This window comes from Micromonospora sp. AMSO1212t, assembly GCF_008868145.1.
Lineage (GTDB): Bacteria > Actinomycetota > Actinomycetes > Mycobacteriales > Micromonosporaceae > Micromonospora > Micromonospora tulbaghiae.
This window is the reverse complement of the sequence record NZ_WBKS01000023.1, coordinates 17,649-32,847: the sequence shown is the minus strand read 5'-3', so window position 1 is coordinate 32,847 and position 15,199 is coordinate 17,649. Positions and strand designations below refer to the sequence as shown.

17 protein-coding genes and 1 pseudogene are annotated in these 15,199 nt (G+C 75.3%); 11 read left to right on the top strand and 7 right to left on the bottom strand.

Annotated elements, in window-relative coordinates:
* Window positions 1-4: 4 nt before the first annotated feature.
* Complete coding sequence (rpsD, locus tag F8279_RS09205; protein WP_151499675.1) at window positions 5-613, bottom strand: 30S ribosomal protein S4; 609 nt, start codon at window positions 611-613, stop codon at window positions 5-7.
* A 67-nt stretch (window positions 614-680) separates the two neighbouring features.
* Between rpsD and F8279_RS09200 the strand changes: the two genes are divergently transcribed.
* A complete protein-coding gene (locus F8279_RS09200) occupies window positions 681-1,436 on the top strand; it encodes a DUF2470 domain-containing protein (RefSeq protein WP_151499673.1) in 756 nt (251 codons plus the stop codon).
* On the opposite strand, the gene F8279_RS09195 is transcribed toward F8279_RS09200, so the two are convergent.
* From F8279_RS09195 to F8279_RS09185, 3 genes are read right to left on the bottom strand one after another with little or no spacing between them, the layout of a single operon-like run.
* Window positions 1,429-2,025: a TetR family transcriptional regulator gene (locus F8279_RS09195; RefSeq protein WP_091420671.1), complete on the bottom strand. Its 597-nt coding sequence runs from the start codon at window positions 2,023-2,025 to the stop codon at window positions 1,429-1,431. The genes F8279_RS09200 and F8279_RS09195 overlap by 8 nt on opposite strands.
* Window positions 2,022-2,777 (bottom strand): ABC transporter permease, encoded by a 756-nt coding sequence (locus F8279_RS09190; protein WP_151499672.1) that lies wholly within the window; start codon window positions 2,775-2,777, stop codon window positions 2,022-2,024. Before F8279_RS09190 ends, F8279_RS09195 begins: the two co-directional genes overlap by 4 nt.
* Entirely contained in the window at window positions 2,774-3,496 is a 723-nt protein-coding gene (locus tag F8279_RS09185; RefSeq protein ID WP_091420667.1) for an ABC transporter ATP-binding protein, read from the bottom strand. The genes F8279_RS09190 and F8279_RS09185 overlap by 4 nt, the downstream gene beginning before the upstream one ends.
* A 110-nt stretch (window positions 3,497-3,606) precedes the next feature.
* Between F8279_RS09185 and F8279_RS09180 the strand changes: the two genes are divergently transcribed.
* The 5 genes and pseudogenes from F8279_RS09180 to F8279_RS09165 all read left to right on the top strand — a co-directional run bounded on the left by F8279_RS09180 (window position 3,607) and on the right by F8279_RS09165 (window position 7,507).
* Window positions 3,607-3,996, top strand: coding sequence for a MerR family transcriptional regulator (locus tag F8279_RS09180; RefSeq protein WP_013287558.1), 390 nt, complete (start codon window positions 3,607-3,609; stop codon window positions 3,994-3,996).
* Window positions 3,997-4,158: 162 nt separating this feature from the next.
* Window positions 4,159-4,809 (top strand): annotated as a pseudogene (locus F8279_RS30545) (phosphoribosyl-AMP cyclohydrolase); the annotation flags it as partial.
* A 180-nt stretch (window positions 4,810-4,989) separates the two neighbouring features.
* The gene (gene hisI / locus F8279_RS30540) at window positions 4,990-5,403 is read left to right on the top strand and encodes a phosphoribosyl-AMP cyclohydrolase (protein WP_091421954.1); all 414 of its coding nucleotides are present in this window, start codon (window positions 4,990-4,992) and stop codon (window positions 5,401-5,403) included.
* Window positions 5,400-6,953, top strand: a complete 1,554-nt coding sequence (locus F8279_RS09170) for an anthranilate synthase component I (RefSeq protein WP_091420663.1) — start codon at window positions 5,400-5,402, stop codon at window positions 6,951-6,953. Before hisI ends, F8279_RS09170 begins: the two co-directional genes overlap by 4 nt.
* On the top strand, window positions 6,950-7,507 hold the full coding sequence (locus F8279_RS09165; RefSeq protein WP_151499671.1) for a Trp biosynthesis-associated membrane protein: 558 nt from the start codon (window positions 6,950-6,952) through the stop codon (window positions 7,505-7,507). The genes F8279_RS09170 and F8279_RS09165 overlap by 4 nt, the downstream gene beginning before the upstream one ends.
* On the opposite strand, the gene F8279_RS09160 is transcribed toward F8279_RS09165, so the two are convergent.
* Window positions 7,500-7,775 carry a hypothetical protein gene (locus F8279_RS09160; RefSeq protein ID WP_091421949.1) on the bottom strand — a complete coding sequence of 92 codons (276 nt, stop codon included), beginning with the start codon at window positions 7,773-7,775 and terminating at the stop codon, window positions 7,500-7,502. The genes F8279_RS09165 and F8279_RS09160 overlap by 8 nt on opposite strands.
* 444 nt (window positions 7,776-8,219) lie before the next feature.
* Here F8279_RS09160 and trpC point away from each other — a divergent pair, with 444 nt between their 5' ends.
* From trpC to trpA, 3 genes are read left to right on the top strand one after another with little or no spacing between them, the layout of a single operon-like run.
* Window positions 8,220-9,023: an indole-3-glycerol phosphate synthase TrpC gene (trpC, locus tag F8279_RS09155; protein ID WP_175438750.1), complete on the top strand. Its 804-nt coding sequence runs from the start codon at window positions 8,220-8,222 to the stop codon at window positions 9,021-9,023.
* Window positions 9,024-9,057: 34 nt separating this feature from the next.
* Window positions 9,058-10,284, top strand: a complete 1,227-nt coding sequence (trpB, locus tag F8279_RS09150) for a tryptophan synthase subunit beta (RefSeq protein ID WP_091420653.1) — start codon at window positions 9,058-9,060, stop codon at window positions 10,282-10,284.
* Window positions 10,285-10,288: 4 nt separating this feature from the next.
* Window positions 10,289-11,092, top strand: a complete 804-nt coding sequence (gene trpA, locus F8279_RS09145; RefSeq protein ID WP_151499670.1) for a tryptophan synthase subunit alpha — start codon at window positions 10,289-10,291, stop codon at window positions 11,090-11,092.
* Window positions 11,093-11,187: 95 nt separating this feature from the next.
* Here trpA and F8279_RS09140 read toward each other — a convergent pair whose 3' ends face one another.
* A complete protein-coding gene (locus F8279_RS09140; protein ID WP_151499669.1) occupies window positions 11,188-11,724 on the bottom strand; it encodes an NUDIX hydrolase in 537 nt (178 codons plus the stop codon).
* 102 nt (window positions 11,725-11,826) lie between these two features.
* Between F8279_RS09140 and lgt the strand changes: the two genes are divergently transcribed.
* Window positions 11,827-13,041: a prolipoprotein diacylglyceryl transferase gene (gene lgt, locus F8279_RS09135; RefSeq protein ID WP_151499668.1), complete on the top strand. Its 1,215-nt coding sequence runs from the start codon at window positions 11,827-11,829 to the stop codon at window positions 13,039-13,041.
* Window positions 13,042-13,052: 11 nt separating this feature from the next.
* On the top strand, window positions 13,053-14,240 hold the full coding sequence (locus tag F8279_RS09130; protein ID WP_013287548.1) for an NAD(P)/FAD-dependent oxidoreductase: 1,188 nt from the start codon (window positions 13,053-13,055) through the stop codon (window positions 14,238-14,240).
* A gap of 85 nt (window positions 14,241-14,325) precedes the next feature.
* Here F8279_RS09130 and F8279_RS09125 read toward each other — a convergent pair whose 3' ends face one another.
* Entirely contained in the window at window positions 14,326-15,168 is an 843-nt protein-coding gene (locus F8279_RS09125; RefSeq protein ID WP_151499667.1) for a GNAT family N-acetyltransferase, read from the bottom strand.
* Window positions 15,169-15,199 lie beyond the last annotated feature (31 nt).

Here is a 15,199-nt window from a genome sequence, read left to right as displayed (position 1 = left end):
CCGGTCAGCGGGAGTAGAACTCCACCACCAGCTGCTCGTCGCACATCACCGGCACCTCGTGCCGGGCCGGTTCGCGCACCAGCGTGGCGCGCAGCTCGCCCGGCTGCGCCGACAGGTACGGCCGGGGCTGCTCGTCGGCGTGCGCGCCGGCGGCGGCGAGCTGGAACGGCGGCAGCGCGCGGCTGCGCTCGCGTACGCCGATCACCTGGCCGGGACGCAGCCGGTACGACGGGCGGTCGACCTTGCGCCCGTCGACCGTGATGTGGCCGTGCGCGACGAGTTGGCGGGCCTGGTAGATGCTGCGCGCCAGCCCGGCGCGCAGCACCACCGCGTCGAGGCGCCGCTCCAGCAGGGCGACGAGCGTCTCGCCGGTCTTGCCGGCGCCCCGGGCGGCCTCGTCGAACAGCCGGCGCAGCTGGGCCTCGCTGACGTTGTACTGGTGGCGCAGCCGCTGCTTCTCCAGGAGCCGCACCTGATAGTCGGAGGTGGTACGGCGGGATCGGCCGTGCACACCCGGGGGATAGGGCCGCCGCTCGAAGTACCGCACGCACTTGCGGGTCAGCGGGATGCCGAGGGCTCGGGAGAGCCGGGCCTTGGGCCGGGGGTGGTTCACGTCGACGTCTCCGATCGTCTAGCCTACTTCTTAGGTAAGGCTAACCTATGTTGAGGAGGTCGGGATCATGCGGCCCAGCCCGGCGGAGATCGTGCGAACTTTGGTGGCGGGCCGGTTGCCCGCCCTCGTCCACCTGGCCCGGCATCCCGGCCCGCACCAGGTCCGGCACGCCCTCGACCCCGACGGGCGGGTGCTGCTGCTCGTACCCGTGGTCAGTGACCTCGCCGCCGCGCTCGTGCCGCCGGCGGGGGACACCGACGTGGCCACCGTGCTCGACGTGCTCGACCTGCCGCCCGCGGCCGGGGCGCCCTCGCTCGGCCGGGCCTGGGTGTCCGGCTGGGCCGCCCGGCTGAACGGGGACGAGGCGCGCGACGCGGCGGTCGACTTCGCCGCCACCGACCCGGCCGGCGACCTGCTCGACGTGGGCAGCCGGTTCCACCTGCACCGCTTCGAGGTGGCCGAGGCCCGCTGGGAGCGCGCCGGGCGCGTGCGCCGGGTCGACCCGGAGGCGTACGCGGAGGCCGAGCCGGACCCGCTGCACCCGGTCGAGGCCGACCTGTTGGCGGACCTGGCCGACCACCACGCCGAGCAGGTCGGCGACTACCTGCGGCGGCGGCTCGACCTGCCCGGCGACCAGGTTCCCCGGGTGGTCCGGATCGACAGGTACGGGTTGCTGGTCGCGCACGGGCGGCCCGGCGCGACCCGGCGGGCCCGGCTCGCCTTCCCCCGGCCCGTCGCCGACGTGGCGGAGCTGTCCCGCCTGCTGCACCCGATGCTCTGCCCCCGGGTGAGTGACGTGGCAGGCCCGGCCGGGCTCAGGTGATGTCGCCGGTGAGGTAACGCTGGACCGTCGGACCGGCGGCGGCCACGAGCGTCGCCGGCTCGGCGTCGGCGACCGCGTCGAAGCGGAGTACGTACCGCATCATGGCCAGCCCGGCGAGCTGGGTGGCGACCAGTCCGCCGCGCAGCGGGCGCTGCGCCGGGTCGACGGCGAGGTGGTCCAGAACCGGGCGCAGCACCTGTGTCACCAGGAACTCGCGCAGCAGCCGGGCGGTCCAGTCGTTGCTCACCGCCGAGCGCAGCAGCGCCACCCCGGCGGCGCCGACCGGCGAGTCCCAGACCTCCAGGAACACCCGGACCAGCCGCTCGCCGACGCCGTCCCGGTCGCCCGCCAGCACCGCCGGCAGCAGCCGCCCCGGGTCGGCCGGGAACGCCGTCGCGGCCCGGAACAGCTCCTCCTTGCCGCCGAAGTAGTGGTGCACGAGCGCCGGGTCCACACCGGCCGCGGTGGCGATCGCCCGGATCGACGCGGCGTCGAAGCCGCGCTCGGCGAACGCCTCCCGCGCCGCGGCGAGGATGGCCTCCCGGGTGTCCGGGCTGCCGGGCCGCCGCCCGGTGCGCCGCGCGCTCACCCGCTGCGCCGGCGCAGCGTCGCGGCGGCCAGCACCAGCGCCGCCACCGCCGCCCCGGCCACGATCGCCACGTCCCGCCACATCGTCCCGGTCGGCTCGGCGTGCGCGCCGACCTCCTGCAGCGCCTCGACCGCGTACGAGAGGGGCAGCGCGTCGCTGACCGCCTGGAGCCAGCCGGCCATCTGGTCGCGCGGCACGAACAGGCCGCACAGCAGCAGTTGCGGGGCCACCACCACCGGCATGAACTGGACCGCCTGGAACTCGGTGCGGGCGAACGCCGAGCAGAACAGCCCGAGCGCCACCGCGAGCACCGCGTTCACACCGGCTATCAGCACGACCAGCCACGCGCTGCCCGCGGTCTCCAGCCCGAACACCCGGTACGCGACGATCGAGGCGACAGTGGACTGGAGCACTCCGGCCAGGCCGAACGCGATCCCGTACCCGAACAGCAGGTCGAGCTTGCCCAGCGGCGTGGTGAGCAGGCGCTCCAGCGTGCCCGTGGTGCGCTCGCGGAGCATGGCGATGCTGGTCACCAGGAACATGATGATGAACGGGAAGAAGCCCAGCATGATCAGGGCCACCCGGTCGAACGTGCTCGGCGCGCCGGGCGGGGCGGGCTGGTCGACGTACATGAAGTAGACGAGCGTGAGCAGCACCGACGGCACCACCACGAGCAGCGCCACGGTCCGCCGGTCGTGCCGGAGCTGGCGCAGGATGCGCCCGGTGGTGGCGGCCAGGATCCGTCCGTTCATCGCGCCTCTCCCTCGGCGTCGCGGATCAGGCGCAGGAACGCCTCCTCCAGGTCGTCGGTCCCGGTGGCGGCGCGGACCGCGGCCGGGGTGTCGTCGGCCACCAGCCGGCCCTCGCGGATGAGCAGCAGCCGGTCGCAGCGGGCGGCCTCGTCCATCACGTGGCTGGACACCAGCAGCGTGGTGCCGTTCGCGGCCATGGCGTGGAACCGGGCCCACAGGTCGGCCCGCAGCACCGGATCCTGGCCGACAGTGGGTTCGTCGAGGACCACCAGTTCCGGTTCGCCGACGAGCGCGCAGGCGAGCGAGGCGCGGCTGCGCTGGCCGCCGGAGAGCGTGCCGACGAGCTGGTCGGCCGCGCTCGCCAGGCCGACGTCGTTCACCGCGCGGTCGGCCTCGGCGCGGCCCCGGCCCTGGAGCACCGCGAAGTAGCGGGCGTTCTCCCGCACGGTCAGGTCGGCGTAGACGCTCGGCGCCTGGGTCAGGTAGCCCACCCGGCGGCGCAGGTCGGCCGAGCCGGCGGGGCGGCCGAGCACGTCGACCGCGCCGGAGCCGACCGTCTGCACGCCGACCACCGCGCGCATCAGCGTGGTCTTGCCGCTGCCGCTGGGCCCGAGCAGCCCGGTCACGGTGCCCCGGGGCACCCCGCAGGTGATGCCGTGCAGCACCCGCCGCCCGCCCCGGTCGACCACCAGCTCGCGGACCGACACCGCGTCGTCCATGCTCGCCTCCGTCAATTCATCGCCCGTTGAACTCAACGGTAGGTGAATTCCTCCCCGAGGGCAACGAGGTACTTGACTTCGAGTGCGCTCGAACTGGAAGCCTGGAGGACGTGGACATCAGCACGCGGGAGATGAGCCTCACCGTGGGTGAGGCGGCGGAACGGGTCGGCCTGACCACCTACACGCTGCGCTGGTACGAGCAGGAGGGCCTGGTGGGCCGCGTCGGGCGGGACTCGTCGGGCCGCCGGCGCTACACCGAGTCCGACGTCAACTGGCTGTTCCTGCTCACCCGGCTGCGCCGCACCGGGATGCCGGTGCGCGACATGCGCCGCTACGCCGAACTGGCCCGGCACGGCGACAGCACGCTCGGCGCGCGACGGGCGCTGTTCGAGGCGCACCGGGCCCGTGTACTGGCCCGGATGGCCGAGCTGGAGGAGGACCTGAAGGTCCTCGAACACAAGATCGACGCGTACCGCCGGGCCGAGGAGGAATCCGGCTGAACGCCCCAGTGGCGGACACGGGGTCCGGCAACGGTCATTGCGGTGAAGATCGGATTTCGGCACCATGGCGCCGTGGGTCCAGCGCAGTTGCCCGACACCGCGTTCCTCGACGACTGGGCCGCCCGCCTGCGGCAGGCCGCCGACCGGCCGGTCGTCGGGATCATGCTGCGCGGCAGCCATGCCCGGCGGGCCGCCACCGAGCACAGCGACGTGGACGTGGACGTGCTCGTGGCCGCCGACGACGGACGGGCCGCCGGCGCGGGCGCCCGACAGGCCACGTCCCGCCGCGGCACGCCGTACGCGGCCCGGCGGGCGTACCTGACCGAGTTCGCCGGTCGCCTCGTGCACGTCTCCGTGGCCGCCCGCGACATCCGCTCCTGGGTACGCCGCCTGGGCCAGCCCGCCGACTGGGCGTTCGGGCTCCCGGTCACCGCGCCCGCCCGGCTGCTGTGGGCCGTACCGGAATGGCGTCGCCGGATCGACCTGCCGGTGCTCTGCCAGCCCGCCGACGAGCCGCGCCTGGAGGAGCTGATCGCGACGCTGGGCAAGGTCGCCGCGGCCCGCGTCGCCGACGACCCGGTCGGGGTCCGGCTCGCCGCGGCCGACCTGGCCCGGCTCTGCCCCTCGGTGCTGCGGCCGGCCAACCCGACCGTCCGTGTGGTGTCCCGCCGGGCCGCCCTGACCGCCGCGCTGGACCTGCCGGTCGCCCCGCCCGGCTACCGCCACGACATGCTGCTCTGCCTCGGGCTGCGCGCCGGTGACCCGGCCGAGGTCGGCGCCGCCGCCGGACGGCTGGTCACCGGCATCCTCCCGCTGATCCGCCCGTACGCCGACGAGATCGCCGCCACCCACGGCGCGGATCTGGCCGAGGCGCTGGTCGACGGCCGGGTGGACCGCTACCTCGGCGGGCTGGGCCGGGCGCTGGGGACGGTGACGCCCGCCTCCCGGGACACGTCGGCGGTGCCCGGACCGCGTGCGGGAGAATGGTCAACCGTGCCCGCCCCTGACGCGCCGCTGACCGGCGCCCCCGCTCCCGGACCGGCCCGTCCGTCCCGGCTCGACCCGGCCGTCGCGGCCCGGCTCCGCCGCACCCCGGACGGCCTGGTCGCCGCCGTGGTCCGCGCCCACGACTCGGGCGAGGTGCTGATGGTCGCCTGGATGGACGACGAGGCGCTGCACCGCACGCTCACCACCGGGCGGGCCACCTACTGGTCGCGCAGCCGCGGCGAGTACTGGGTCAAGGGCGCCACCTCGGGCAACCACCAGTACGTGCGCTCGGTGGCGCTCGACTGCGACGGCGACGCGCTGCTGGTCAGCGTCGAGCAGGTCGGCGCGGCCTGCCACACCGGGCAGCGCACCTGCTTCTTCACCGAACTGCCGGTCAGCTCCCCGGAGGCGACCCCGTGACCGACGGCACGGTCAACCCGGACCGGTCCACCTTCGCCGACCTGGCCGCCCGCTGGCGGGTCGTGCCGGTGACCCGGCGGCTGCTCGCCGACGCGGAGACGCCGGTCGGGGTCTACCGCAAGCTGGCCGGCGGTCCCGGCACGTTCCTGCTGGAGTCCGCCGAACAGGGCGTCGGCTCGGCCGGCACGGCCTGGTCGCGCTACTCGTTCATCGGGGTACGCAGCGGCGCCACGCTCACCGAGCGCGACGGCACGGCGAGCTGGACCGGCACGCCACCGGCGGGCGTGCCCACCGAGGGCGACCCGGTCACCGTGCTGCGCGAGACGGTCGCCGCGCTCGCCGGGCCGGGCTGGGATCCGGCCGGTGACATGCCGCCGCTGACCGGCGGCCTGGTCGGCTACCTCGGGTACGACCTGGTCCGCCGGTTCGAGCGCCTGCCCGAGCTGACCGAGGACGAGCTGGACGTGCCCGAGCTGGGCATGATGCTCGCGACCGACCTGGTGGTCCTCGACCACTACGAGGGCTCCGCGATCCTGGTCGCCAACGCGGTGCTGCCGCCGCTGGACGACCCCGACCGGGCCGAGCGGGTCGAGGCCGCGTACCACCACGCCGTCGGCCGCCTCGACGCGATGACCAGCGCGTTGTCCCGGCCGATTCCGCCCATGGTCTCGACTGTCGGCCGGCCCGGCGTCGGCGAGGTGGTCAGCCGCACCCCCGCGGGCGCCTACCCGGAGGCGGTGGAGGCGGCCAAGGAGGCGATCCGGGCCGGCGAGTGCTTCCAGATCGTGCTCAGCCAGCGCTTCGAGCGCCCCACCGACGCCGACCCGCTCGACGTCTACCGGGTGCTGCGCACCACGAACCCCAGCCCGTACATGTACCTGTTGCGCTTCGACGGCTTCGACATCGTCGGCTCGTCGCCGGAGGCGCACCTCAAGGTCAGCGCCGGGCCGGACGGGCGGCGGCGGGCGCTGCTGCACCCGATCGCCGGCACCCGGCCGCGCGGCGGCTCCCCGGACGGCGACGCCAAGCTCGCCGCCGAGCTGCTCGCCGACCCCAAGGAACGCGCGGAGCACGTGATGCTCGTCGACCTGGGCCGCAACGACCTGGGCCGGGTGTGCCGGCCGGGCACCGTCGAGGTGCCCGAGTTCGCCACCATCGAGCGCTACAGCCACGTCATGCACATCGTCTCCACAGTCGTCGGGGAGCTGCGCGACGACCGCACCGCGTTCGACGCGCTGGCCGCGACGTTCCCGGCCGGGACGCTCAGCGGCGCGCCCAAGGTGCGGGCCATGGAGATCATCGAGGAGTTGGAGCCGGTGCGGCGCGGCGTCTACGGCGGCACCGTCGGCTACTTCGCCTTCGGCGGCGACCTGGACATGGCCATCGCGATCCGTACCGCGCTGATCCGCGACGGCCGCGCCTACGTGCAGGCCGGCGCCGGGATCGTGGCTGATTCCGACCCCGCCGCCGAGGACCAGGAGACGCGGAGCAAGGCCGCCGCCGTCCTCGCCGCGATCGCGGCCGCCGAGACGCTGCGGGCCGCCCGGTGAGCGCGCCCGGCGCCACCGCGCCGCCGGCCCGCGGGCGGCGCGAACTCGCGTACGCGGTGCTGCTCTGCCTGGCCGGCGCGGGCCTGGCCTGCTGGGCGGTGACCCGGACCTGGTCGGTCGAGGTGACCGCCCGGGCGTCGCTGCCGTCCGGGCGGGCCGAGCGCACCGGTACGGAGCTGCTGCCCTGGGTGCTGGCACTGACGTACGTGGGACTCGCCGGCGGTGGCGCGGTGCTCGCCACCCGGGGCCGGCTGCGCCGGCTGCTGGGTGTGCTGCTGGCCGCTGTCGGCGTGGCCGTGGCGGTCGGCGGCGGGATCGGCCTGACCGAGGGCGGGGTGAGCCGGCAGTGGCCGGCGCTGGTGCTGGCGGGCGGCCTGGCCCTGGCGGCCGGCGGCGCGTTCACCGCGCTGCGCGGCGACGGCTGGCCGGCGATGGGCGCCCGGTACGAGCGGCGGTCCGCTCCGGCGGACGAGCCCGGCCGGCCGGCGGTCGAGCGCGGCACCCGGGACGCGTGGGACGCGCTGGACCGGGGCGAGGACCCGACGGTCAGCTGACCGGCTGCGCCTCGCGGGCGTCGCGCCGCTGCCGGGCCGCGGCCCGCGCGGCGGCCAATTCGGCCACCAGCCGCTCCAGCTCGCGGCGCTGGGCGGCGCGGGCCCGGTCGGCGCAGACCGCCTCCCAGGCGTTGCCCCGGGCGGTACGCATCCGGCCGTCACCGGCCACCGCGCGTTCGAGCGTGTGCACCACGCCGACGGCGAGCGAGGCGACGGTACGGGAGATGGTGGTCAAGCCGATGGTCTCGGTCGGCCCGTTGGCGCTCATGGTCACCCCATACGAGATCGTTGGCGACGGTCGGCAGCCGCCGGCGTCGAGTGTGCCCGACGACGATGCTTCCGGGCGGACGTTTCGCCGCCGTGAAGCACAGGTCAACGCTGTCGCACCGCGGGCGACCTGGGCAGGGCCGGAGGTCCTTGAGCTTGGTCACAGCGGCCGCCGGGACCCGTCCTGCGGGCACGGAACGGTCGTGGTGAGATAGGGGATGGGTGACGGTCGATGTCATCGGTGGCGCTGCGTGACATGGCGTTCACCAGAAGTCGGCCATCATGCCACAGCCCATGTCGTGAGGTGCGCCATACCCCCCGGCACTCGTCGCCAGGTGGCGCCCCCTAGCATCGGCCCATGACGCCCGGAGAGGGGAGTCCGTTGGTGACTGCTGAGCATGCGCACGCGGAGGGGGACGACGCCGGAGCGGCGCCGTCCGCAGGGGTGCTCGACGAGATCCTGGCCGGTGTGCGCGAGGACGTGGCCCGGCGCCAGGAGCAGGTTCCGCTGGAGCGGATCCGGGAACTGGCCGCCGCCGCGCCGCCACCGCTGGACGCGTACGCGGCCCTGCGCCGCCCCGGTGTGGCCGTGATCGCCGAGGTGAAGCGCTCGTCGCCGTCCAAGGGGCGGCTGGCCGAGATCGCCGACCCGGCCGTTCTGGCCGGGGACTACGCGGCAGGTGGCGCGCGGGCGATCAGTGTGCTCACCGAGGGCCGCTGGTTCGGCGGGTCGCTCGACGACCTCGCCGCGGTGCGGGCCGCGGTGAACGTGCCGGTGCTGCGCAAGGACTTCGTGGTCTCCAGCTACCAGGTGCACGAGGCCCGCGCGCACGGCGCCGACCTGGTGCTGCTGATCGTCGCCGCGCTGGAGCAGAACGTGCTGGTCGGGCTGCTGGAGCGGATCGAGTCGCTCGGCATGACCGCGCTCGTCGAGGTGCACACCGAGGAGGAGGCGGACCGCGCCCTGGAGGCCGGCGCCCAGGTCATCGGCGTGAACGCCCGCGACCTGCGTACCCTGGAGGTCGACCGCTCGGTGTTCGAGCGGATCGCGCCCGGGCTGCCGAGCAGCGTCGTCAAGATCGCCGAGTCCGGGGTGCGCGGTCCGCACGACTTGATCCGGTACGCCTCAGCCGGCGCCGACGCCGTGCTGGTGGGCGAGGGCCTGGTCACTCAGAAGAGCCCGCGCGAAGCGGTCGCCGAGCTGGTCAACGCCGGTAACCACCCGGCGACGCCCCGCCCGGTGCGCTGAGCCGCCGGGCACCCGATCCGAGAGGACGCCCGCGATGAGCGCCGCACCCGCAACCGGCCAGGTCCCCGACGCCGCCGGTCACTTCGGCCGGTTCGGCGGCCGGTTCGTCCCCGAGGCGCTGGTCGCCGCGCTGGACGAGCTGGACGCGGCGTACCGAAAGGCGATGGGCGACGAGGACTTCCTCGCCGAGTTCGGCGCGCTGCTGCGCGACTACGCCGGCACGCCCTCGCTGCTCTACGAGGCCCGGCGGTTCTCCGCGCAGATCGGCGCGCGGGTACTGCTCAAGCGCGAGGACCTCAACCACACCGGCGCCCACAAGGTCCGCAACGTGCTGGGCCAGGCGCTGCTGACCAAACGGATGGGTAAGCGGCGGGTCATCGCGGAGACCGGCGCCGGCCAGCACGGCGTCGCCACCGCCACCGCCGCCGCGCTGTTCGACCTGGAATGCGTCGTCTACATGGGCCAGGTGGACACCGAGCGGCAGGCGCTGAACGTGGCGCGGATGCGGATGCTCGGCGCCACTGTCGTCCCGGTGACCGCCGGCTCGCGCACGCTCAAGGACGCGATGAACGAGGCGATGCGGGACTGGGTCGCCAACGTCGAGGACACCCACTACCTGATCGGCACCGCCGCCGGCCCGCACCCGTTCCCGGAGATGGTCCGGGACTTCGTGCGCGGCATCGGCGAGGAGGCCCGCCGGCAGTGCCTGGACCTGACCGGCGCGCTGCCGGACGCGGTCGCGGCCTGCGTCGGCGGCGGCTCCAACGCGCTCGGCATCTTCCACGCGTTCGTGCCGGACACCGGGGTCCGGCTCTACGGCTTCGAGGCCGGCGGCGAGGGCGTCGACACCGGCCGGCACGCCGCCAGCATCACCGGCGGCTCCTCCGGCGTGCTGCACGGCACCCGCACGTACGTCCTCCAGGACGCCGACGGGCAGACCATCGAGTCGCACTCGATCTCGGCGGGCCTGGACTACCCGGGCGTCGGCCCGGAGCACGCCTGGCTGCACGACACCGGCCGGGCCACCTACCTGCCGGTCGACGACGCCGACGCGATGGCCGCGTTCGAGCTGCTCTGCCGCACCGAGGGCGTGATCCCGGCGATCGAGAGCGCACACGCGCTCGCAGGCGCCCGCGCCATCGCCCCCCGGCTCGCCGAGGAGCTGGGCCGGGAGCCGGTGATCGTGGTCAACCTGTCCGGCCGGGGCGACAAGGACGTGCACACCGCCGGCGCGTACTTCGGCATCCTCGACAAGGAGTGACAGCGTGAGCCGCATCGGGGTCGCCTTCGACAAGGCGCGGGCGGACGGGCGGGCGGTGCTGGTCGGCTGCATGCCGGCGGGCTTCCCGACTGTCGAGGGCAGCATCGCCGCCATGAAGGCCATGGTCGAGGCGGGCGTGGACGTCATCGAGGTGGAGATCCCCTACTCCGACCCGGTGATGGACGGCCCGGTCATCCAGAAGGCGAGCGACATCGCGCTCGCCGGGGGCGTCCGCGTCGCGGACACGCTGCGCGCCGTCGAGGCGGTCGCCGCGACCGGGGCGAGCGTGGTCACCATGACCTACTGGAACCCGATCGAGCAGTACGGCGTGGACGCGTTCGCCCGCGACATGGCCGCCGCTGGTGGCACCGGCCTGGTCACGCCGGACCTGATTCCCGACGAGGCCGCCGAGTGGCTGGCCGCCTCCGACGCGCACGGCCTGGACCGCACGTTCCTGGTCTCCCCGTCCTCGACCGACGCGCGGCTGCGGATGACCGCCGAGCACTGCCGTGGGTTCGTCTACGCCACCGCGATCATGGGCGTCACCGGCGCCCGCGCGCAGACCTCCGAGGCGGCCCCGGTCCTGGTCTCCCGGCTGCGCGAGGTCACCGACATCCCGGTCGGCGTCGGGCTGGGCGTGGGCACCGGCGCGCAGGCCGCCACCGTCGCCGGGTACGCCGACGCGGTGATCGTGGGCAGCGCGCTCGTCCGCTGCGTGCTGGACGCCCCGGACCAGGCCGCCGGCCTGACCGCGCTGCGCAAGCTCAGCGCCGAACTCGCCGAAGGCGTCCGCAACCCCGCTCGCTGACGGGCCGCCTCTCCGACCGAGATCTTGGTACGAAACGGCCCCTATGAGGGCCACTTCGTACCAAGATCGGGAAAGCGGTCGGGCAACCTCGACGGTCAGCGCTTGGTGCTGTCCACCGGCCGCGACGCGCGCTGGCCGGGTGGCGTGCTCGGACCGTCTGCGGGTTCCGCCGTCGACCCGTCGGCAGCGGTGCGGCGGAGCACGCCGGAGCGCCCGGCGAGCGCGTCCGCGACCGCCGCGCGCGTGGTGGGGGTCAGCGCACCGGGTAGCCCCTCCGCGGGCCACCACTGCACCAGACAGCCGGCCACCGGCTCGCTCAGCGGCTCGACACCGGCCGGCGCGGCGCGGAACACGTGCACCAGCACGTCCGGCCGCCCGCCGCACCGCCCGGCCGGCGGCGGGGAGGTATCCGGGTCGGTGACCCGGTAGAGGCCGACCAGGTCGACCAGCTCCACCGCCCAGCCGGTCTCCGCGCGGACCGCCCGGACGGCGGCGTCCGGCGGGCTCTCGTCGTGACGCAGCCGCCCGCCCGGCAACCCCCAGCGGCGGGCCCCCTCGGACCGGCGGCAGAGCAGCAGCCGGCCAGACCCGTCGGTGACGACAGCGGCGACCGCCCAGGTGAGCGGGCTCATGGACAAAGAGCCTACGACCGTGCAAACCAGAAGTCATCCGACCCGCGCGGCAGGCGGCCCGGGGTGCCGCACACACAGTCCGCACCGGTACCGTGTGCACCCGTGACCCTCGCCCCGATGACCCCACTGGCGGCCATGCCCAGCCCCAGCACCGCCGTCTGGCAGCTCGGTCCGGTTCCGATCCGGGCGTACGCGCTCTGCATCATCCTCGGCATCGTGGTGGCCTGCGTGGTCACCGAGTACCGGCTGCGCCGCCGCGGTGTGGCGCCGGGCGCGGTGCTCGACATCGCCGTCTGGGCCGTGCCCGCGGGCATCATCGGCGCGCGGATCTACCACGTGATCACCTCGCCGGAGAAATACTTCGGCGCCGGCGGCGAGCCGATCAAGGCGCTCTACATCTGGGAGGGCGGTCTCGGCATCTGGGGCGCGGTGGCCGGTGGCGCGGTCGGCGCGTGGTTCGCCGCCCGGCAGCTCGGCATCCCGTTCACCGTCATCGCCGACGCGCTGGCCCCGGGGCTGCCCCTGGCGCAGGCCGTCGGCCGCCTGGGCAACTGGTTCAACAACGAGCTGTACGGCGGGCGGACCACGCTGCCGTGGGGCATGGAAGTGCACGTGATGGACCCGGACAACCCGGGTCACGCGCTGCGTGACGACGCCGGCAACCCGGTGCTCCAGCCGGGGCTCTACCACCCGACGTTCCTCTACGAGGCGCTCTGGAACGTCGGCGTCGCCGCGCTGGTGCTGTTCCTCGACCGCAAACTGCGGCTCGGGCGTGGCCGGGCGTTCGCGCTCTACGTGATGGGCTACACGGCGGGCCGGTTCTGGATCGAGCTGATGCGCACCGACGAGGCGAACCTGATCCTCGGCGTACGCCTCAACGTGTGGACCGCCGCGCTGGTCTTCCTCGGCGCGCTGGCCTACTTCATCCGGGTCCGCGGTCCCCGCGAATACCTCGTGCCGGTGGGCGAGCCGGCCCCCGCGGCCGGTCCGGCCGGCGACGTGTCCCAGGTCGACCTCTCCGCCCGGGAGGCCACCGCAGGGCCGGCCGCGCCCGAGGGCTACCGCGTGGTGACCGAGGAACAGTTCGACGCGTACCGGGAGACCGGCGTGCTGCCCCCGGAGCCGGACGACGAACCGGCACGAGCCGAGTCCGCCACCGACGACGCCGCGTCGGACGGCACGGACGGCGACGACAGCGCGAACGCCGACCCGGCGGACGGCGACGACACGGGCGCCGACCCGGAGCGGGCGGACGCCGAGCGTACGAACGCCGGCCGGGCCGAGGGCGGCGGGCGCCCGGCGGACCGGGACAGCTGAGCGGGGGAGTCATGCGCAGCGCGGTGGTGGTCGGCGCCGGCCTCGGCGGAATGGCGGCGGCCGGTGTGCTGGCCCGGTCGGGCTGGCAGGTCACGCTGCTGGAACGCGCCGACCGGGTCCGCCCGGAGGCAACCGCCGTGGTGCTCTGGCCCAACGGGGTACGCGCGCTGCGCGCCCTCGGGCTGGGCGACGGGCTGGACGCGATCGCCACCCCGCTGCCCGACGGCGGCGTGCGCCGGCCGGACGGCCACTGGCTGGTGCAGGCCCGGTCCACGCCGGCCGAGCGGATGCCCGTGGTGGTGCACCGGGAGGATCTGCACGACGCGCTCATCGCCGGCCTGGGCGACCGGGTCGAGTTGCGTACCGGCGTGACCGTGCGGACGGTACGCGCGGCGTCGGGCGAGCGTCCGGCGGTGGGCGACGGACGGCACACCTACGAGGCGGACCTGGTGGTGGCCGCCGACGGCACTGACAGCGAGATCCGCCGGCACCTCGCGCCGGAGACCGCGGTGGTCAGCTCCGGGTGCGCCGCCTGGCGGGCGGTCATCCCCTGGTACCGGGCCCCGCAGCTGCCGGACGACCAGCCGGTGCACGGCGAGACGCTCGGCGCCGGGTACCGCTTCCTGGCCGCCTCACTCGGCGAGCGGGGCACCGCGGGCGCGTCCCGCCGGGGCGGCGTCTACTGGGTCGCCACCGCCGCGGGCGCGCCCCGGCCGGAGCCGCCGGAGATCCAGCTCGCGCTGCTCAAACGCTGGTTCGCGGGCTGGCCCGCCCCGATCGGGACGCTGCTGGAGGCGACCGACCCGGAGGACGTCGTCCAGCAGGAGATCCGCGAGCTGCGCCCGCTGCCCAAGGCGTACGGCTTCCCGGCCGGCCCGGGCGGCGTGGTGCTGCTCGGCGACGCCGCGCACGCCATGCCGCCGCACCTCGGGCAGGGCGCCTGCCTGGCGTTCGAGGACGCGGCGACGCTGGCCGGGCTGCTGCGGGAGTCGCGGCTGCCGGACGCGGTGACCGCGTACGACAGGTTGCGCCGCCCCCGTGCGGCCACGATGGTCCGGCAGACCCGGCGGATGTCGGCGGTCCTGCAGGCCCGGGGCCGGCTGGCGCTGCGTGCCCGGGACGCGGCCCTGGGCACGATCAGCCCGCGACTGCGCAACACCGCCGCCGCGGCGGCCGCCGCCTGGCAGCCGCCGTCCTGACCGTCCCGACGCTCACCGTCCCGCAGCGGGCCCGGCCGGAAGCGGCCCGCCCAGCGACGGCGCGGGCGGGCGGCCCGGCCGGTCCTCAGATGACGGCGGCGGGCTCGGCGATGCAGGCGGTGCCGACGCGGCGGAACCCGACCCGCAGGTAGACGCGGGCGATGTCCTCGCTGCCGGCGCTCAGGAAGATCAGGTCGGTGCCGGCGGCGCGCAGTTCCCGCGCGAGGGTGGCGGTCACCGCCGCGCCCAGCCCACGCTGCCGGGCGGACGGCAGCGTGGCCACCCCGGCGATCTCCGCCACGTCGTCCACCCGCATCGCCATCCCGCTGGCGAGCGCGCCCTCGTCGGGCGTACCGGCGAGCACCGAGATGCGCCGCCCGTCGGCGACCCGGGTCGCCTCCTCCTCCAGCGCCGCCACGTCCAGCTGGGCGAGGGTGGCGTCGCGCTCGGCCGGCCCGGCGTCGCCGCGCGCGGTGCCGCCGTTGGCGAAGCCGACCGCCGCGACGGCCCGCCGCAGCGCGATGTCCGCCGCGAAGCCGGCGTCGCCGGGGTCCAGCACCCGCACCGGTACGTCGCTGAGCGTCCCCGGGTCGGGCAGCCGTTCCGGTTCCAGCAGCATCAGCGGCGCCTCCAGCACGCTGAGCCCGGCCGAGCGGGCCACGGCGAGCAGATCCGGCTGGTGCTCGTGCACCCACTCGAACGCCTCCGGCAGGCCCAGTTCCCGCTGCCGGGCGCGGACGGCTGTGACGTCGGCGAGCGTGGGCGGCTCGTCGGCGTCGAGCCGGGGCCGGGCGTAGAACGGCCATCCGGCGCCGTTCCGGACGAACAGCACCAGGGCGCCGTACTCCTCGGTCCGGGCCCCGTCGCGGGGCACCGCATCGTAGAACCGCTCCAACCGGGCGAGTGCGTCAGCGCGTGCGAGATCCACCGCGCGAGACTACACGTCCCAGCATCTGGAA

Coding starts and splice junctions, on each gene's coding strand:
- F8279_RS09200 (WP_151499673.1), top strand. CDS start 681: ATGCGGCCCAGCCCGGCGGAGATCGTGCGAACTTTGGTGGCGGGCCGG.
- F8279_RS09190 (WP_151499672.1), bottom strand. CDS start 2,777: ATGAACGGACGGATCCTGGCCGCCACCACCGGGCGCATCCTGCGCCAG.
- F8279_RS09185 (WP_091420667.1), bottom strand. CDS start 3,496: ATGGACGACGCGGTGTCGGTCCGCGAGCTGGTGGTCGACCGGGGCGGG.
- F8279_RS09160 (WP_091421949.1), bottom strand. CDS start 7,775: ATGAGCGCCAACGGGCCGACCGAGACCATCGGCTTGACCACCATCTCC.
- trpB (WP_091420653.1), top strand. CDS start 9,058: ATGAGCGCCGCACCCGCAACCGGCCAGGTCCCCGACGCCGCCGGTCAC.
- F8279_RS09140 (WP_151499669.1), bottom strand. CDS start 11,724: ATGAGCCCGCTCACCTGGGCGGTCGCCGCTGTCGTCACCGACGGGTCT.
- F8279_RS09130 (WP_013287548.1), top strand. CDS start 13,053: ATGCGCAGCGCGGTGGTGGTCGGCGCCGGCCTCGGCGGAATGGCGGCG.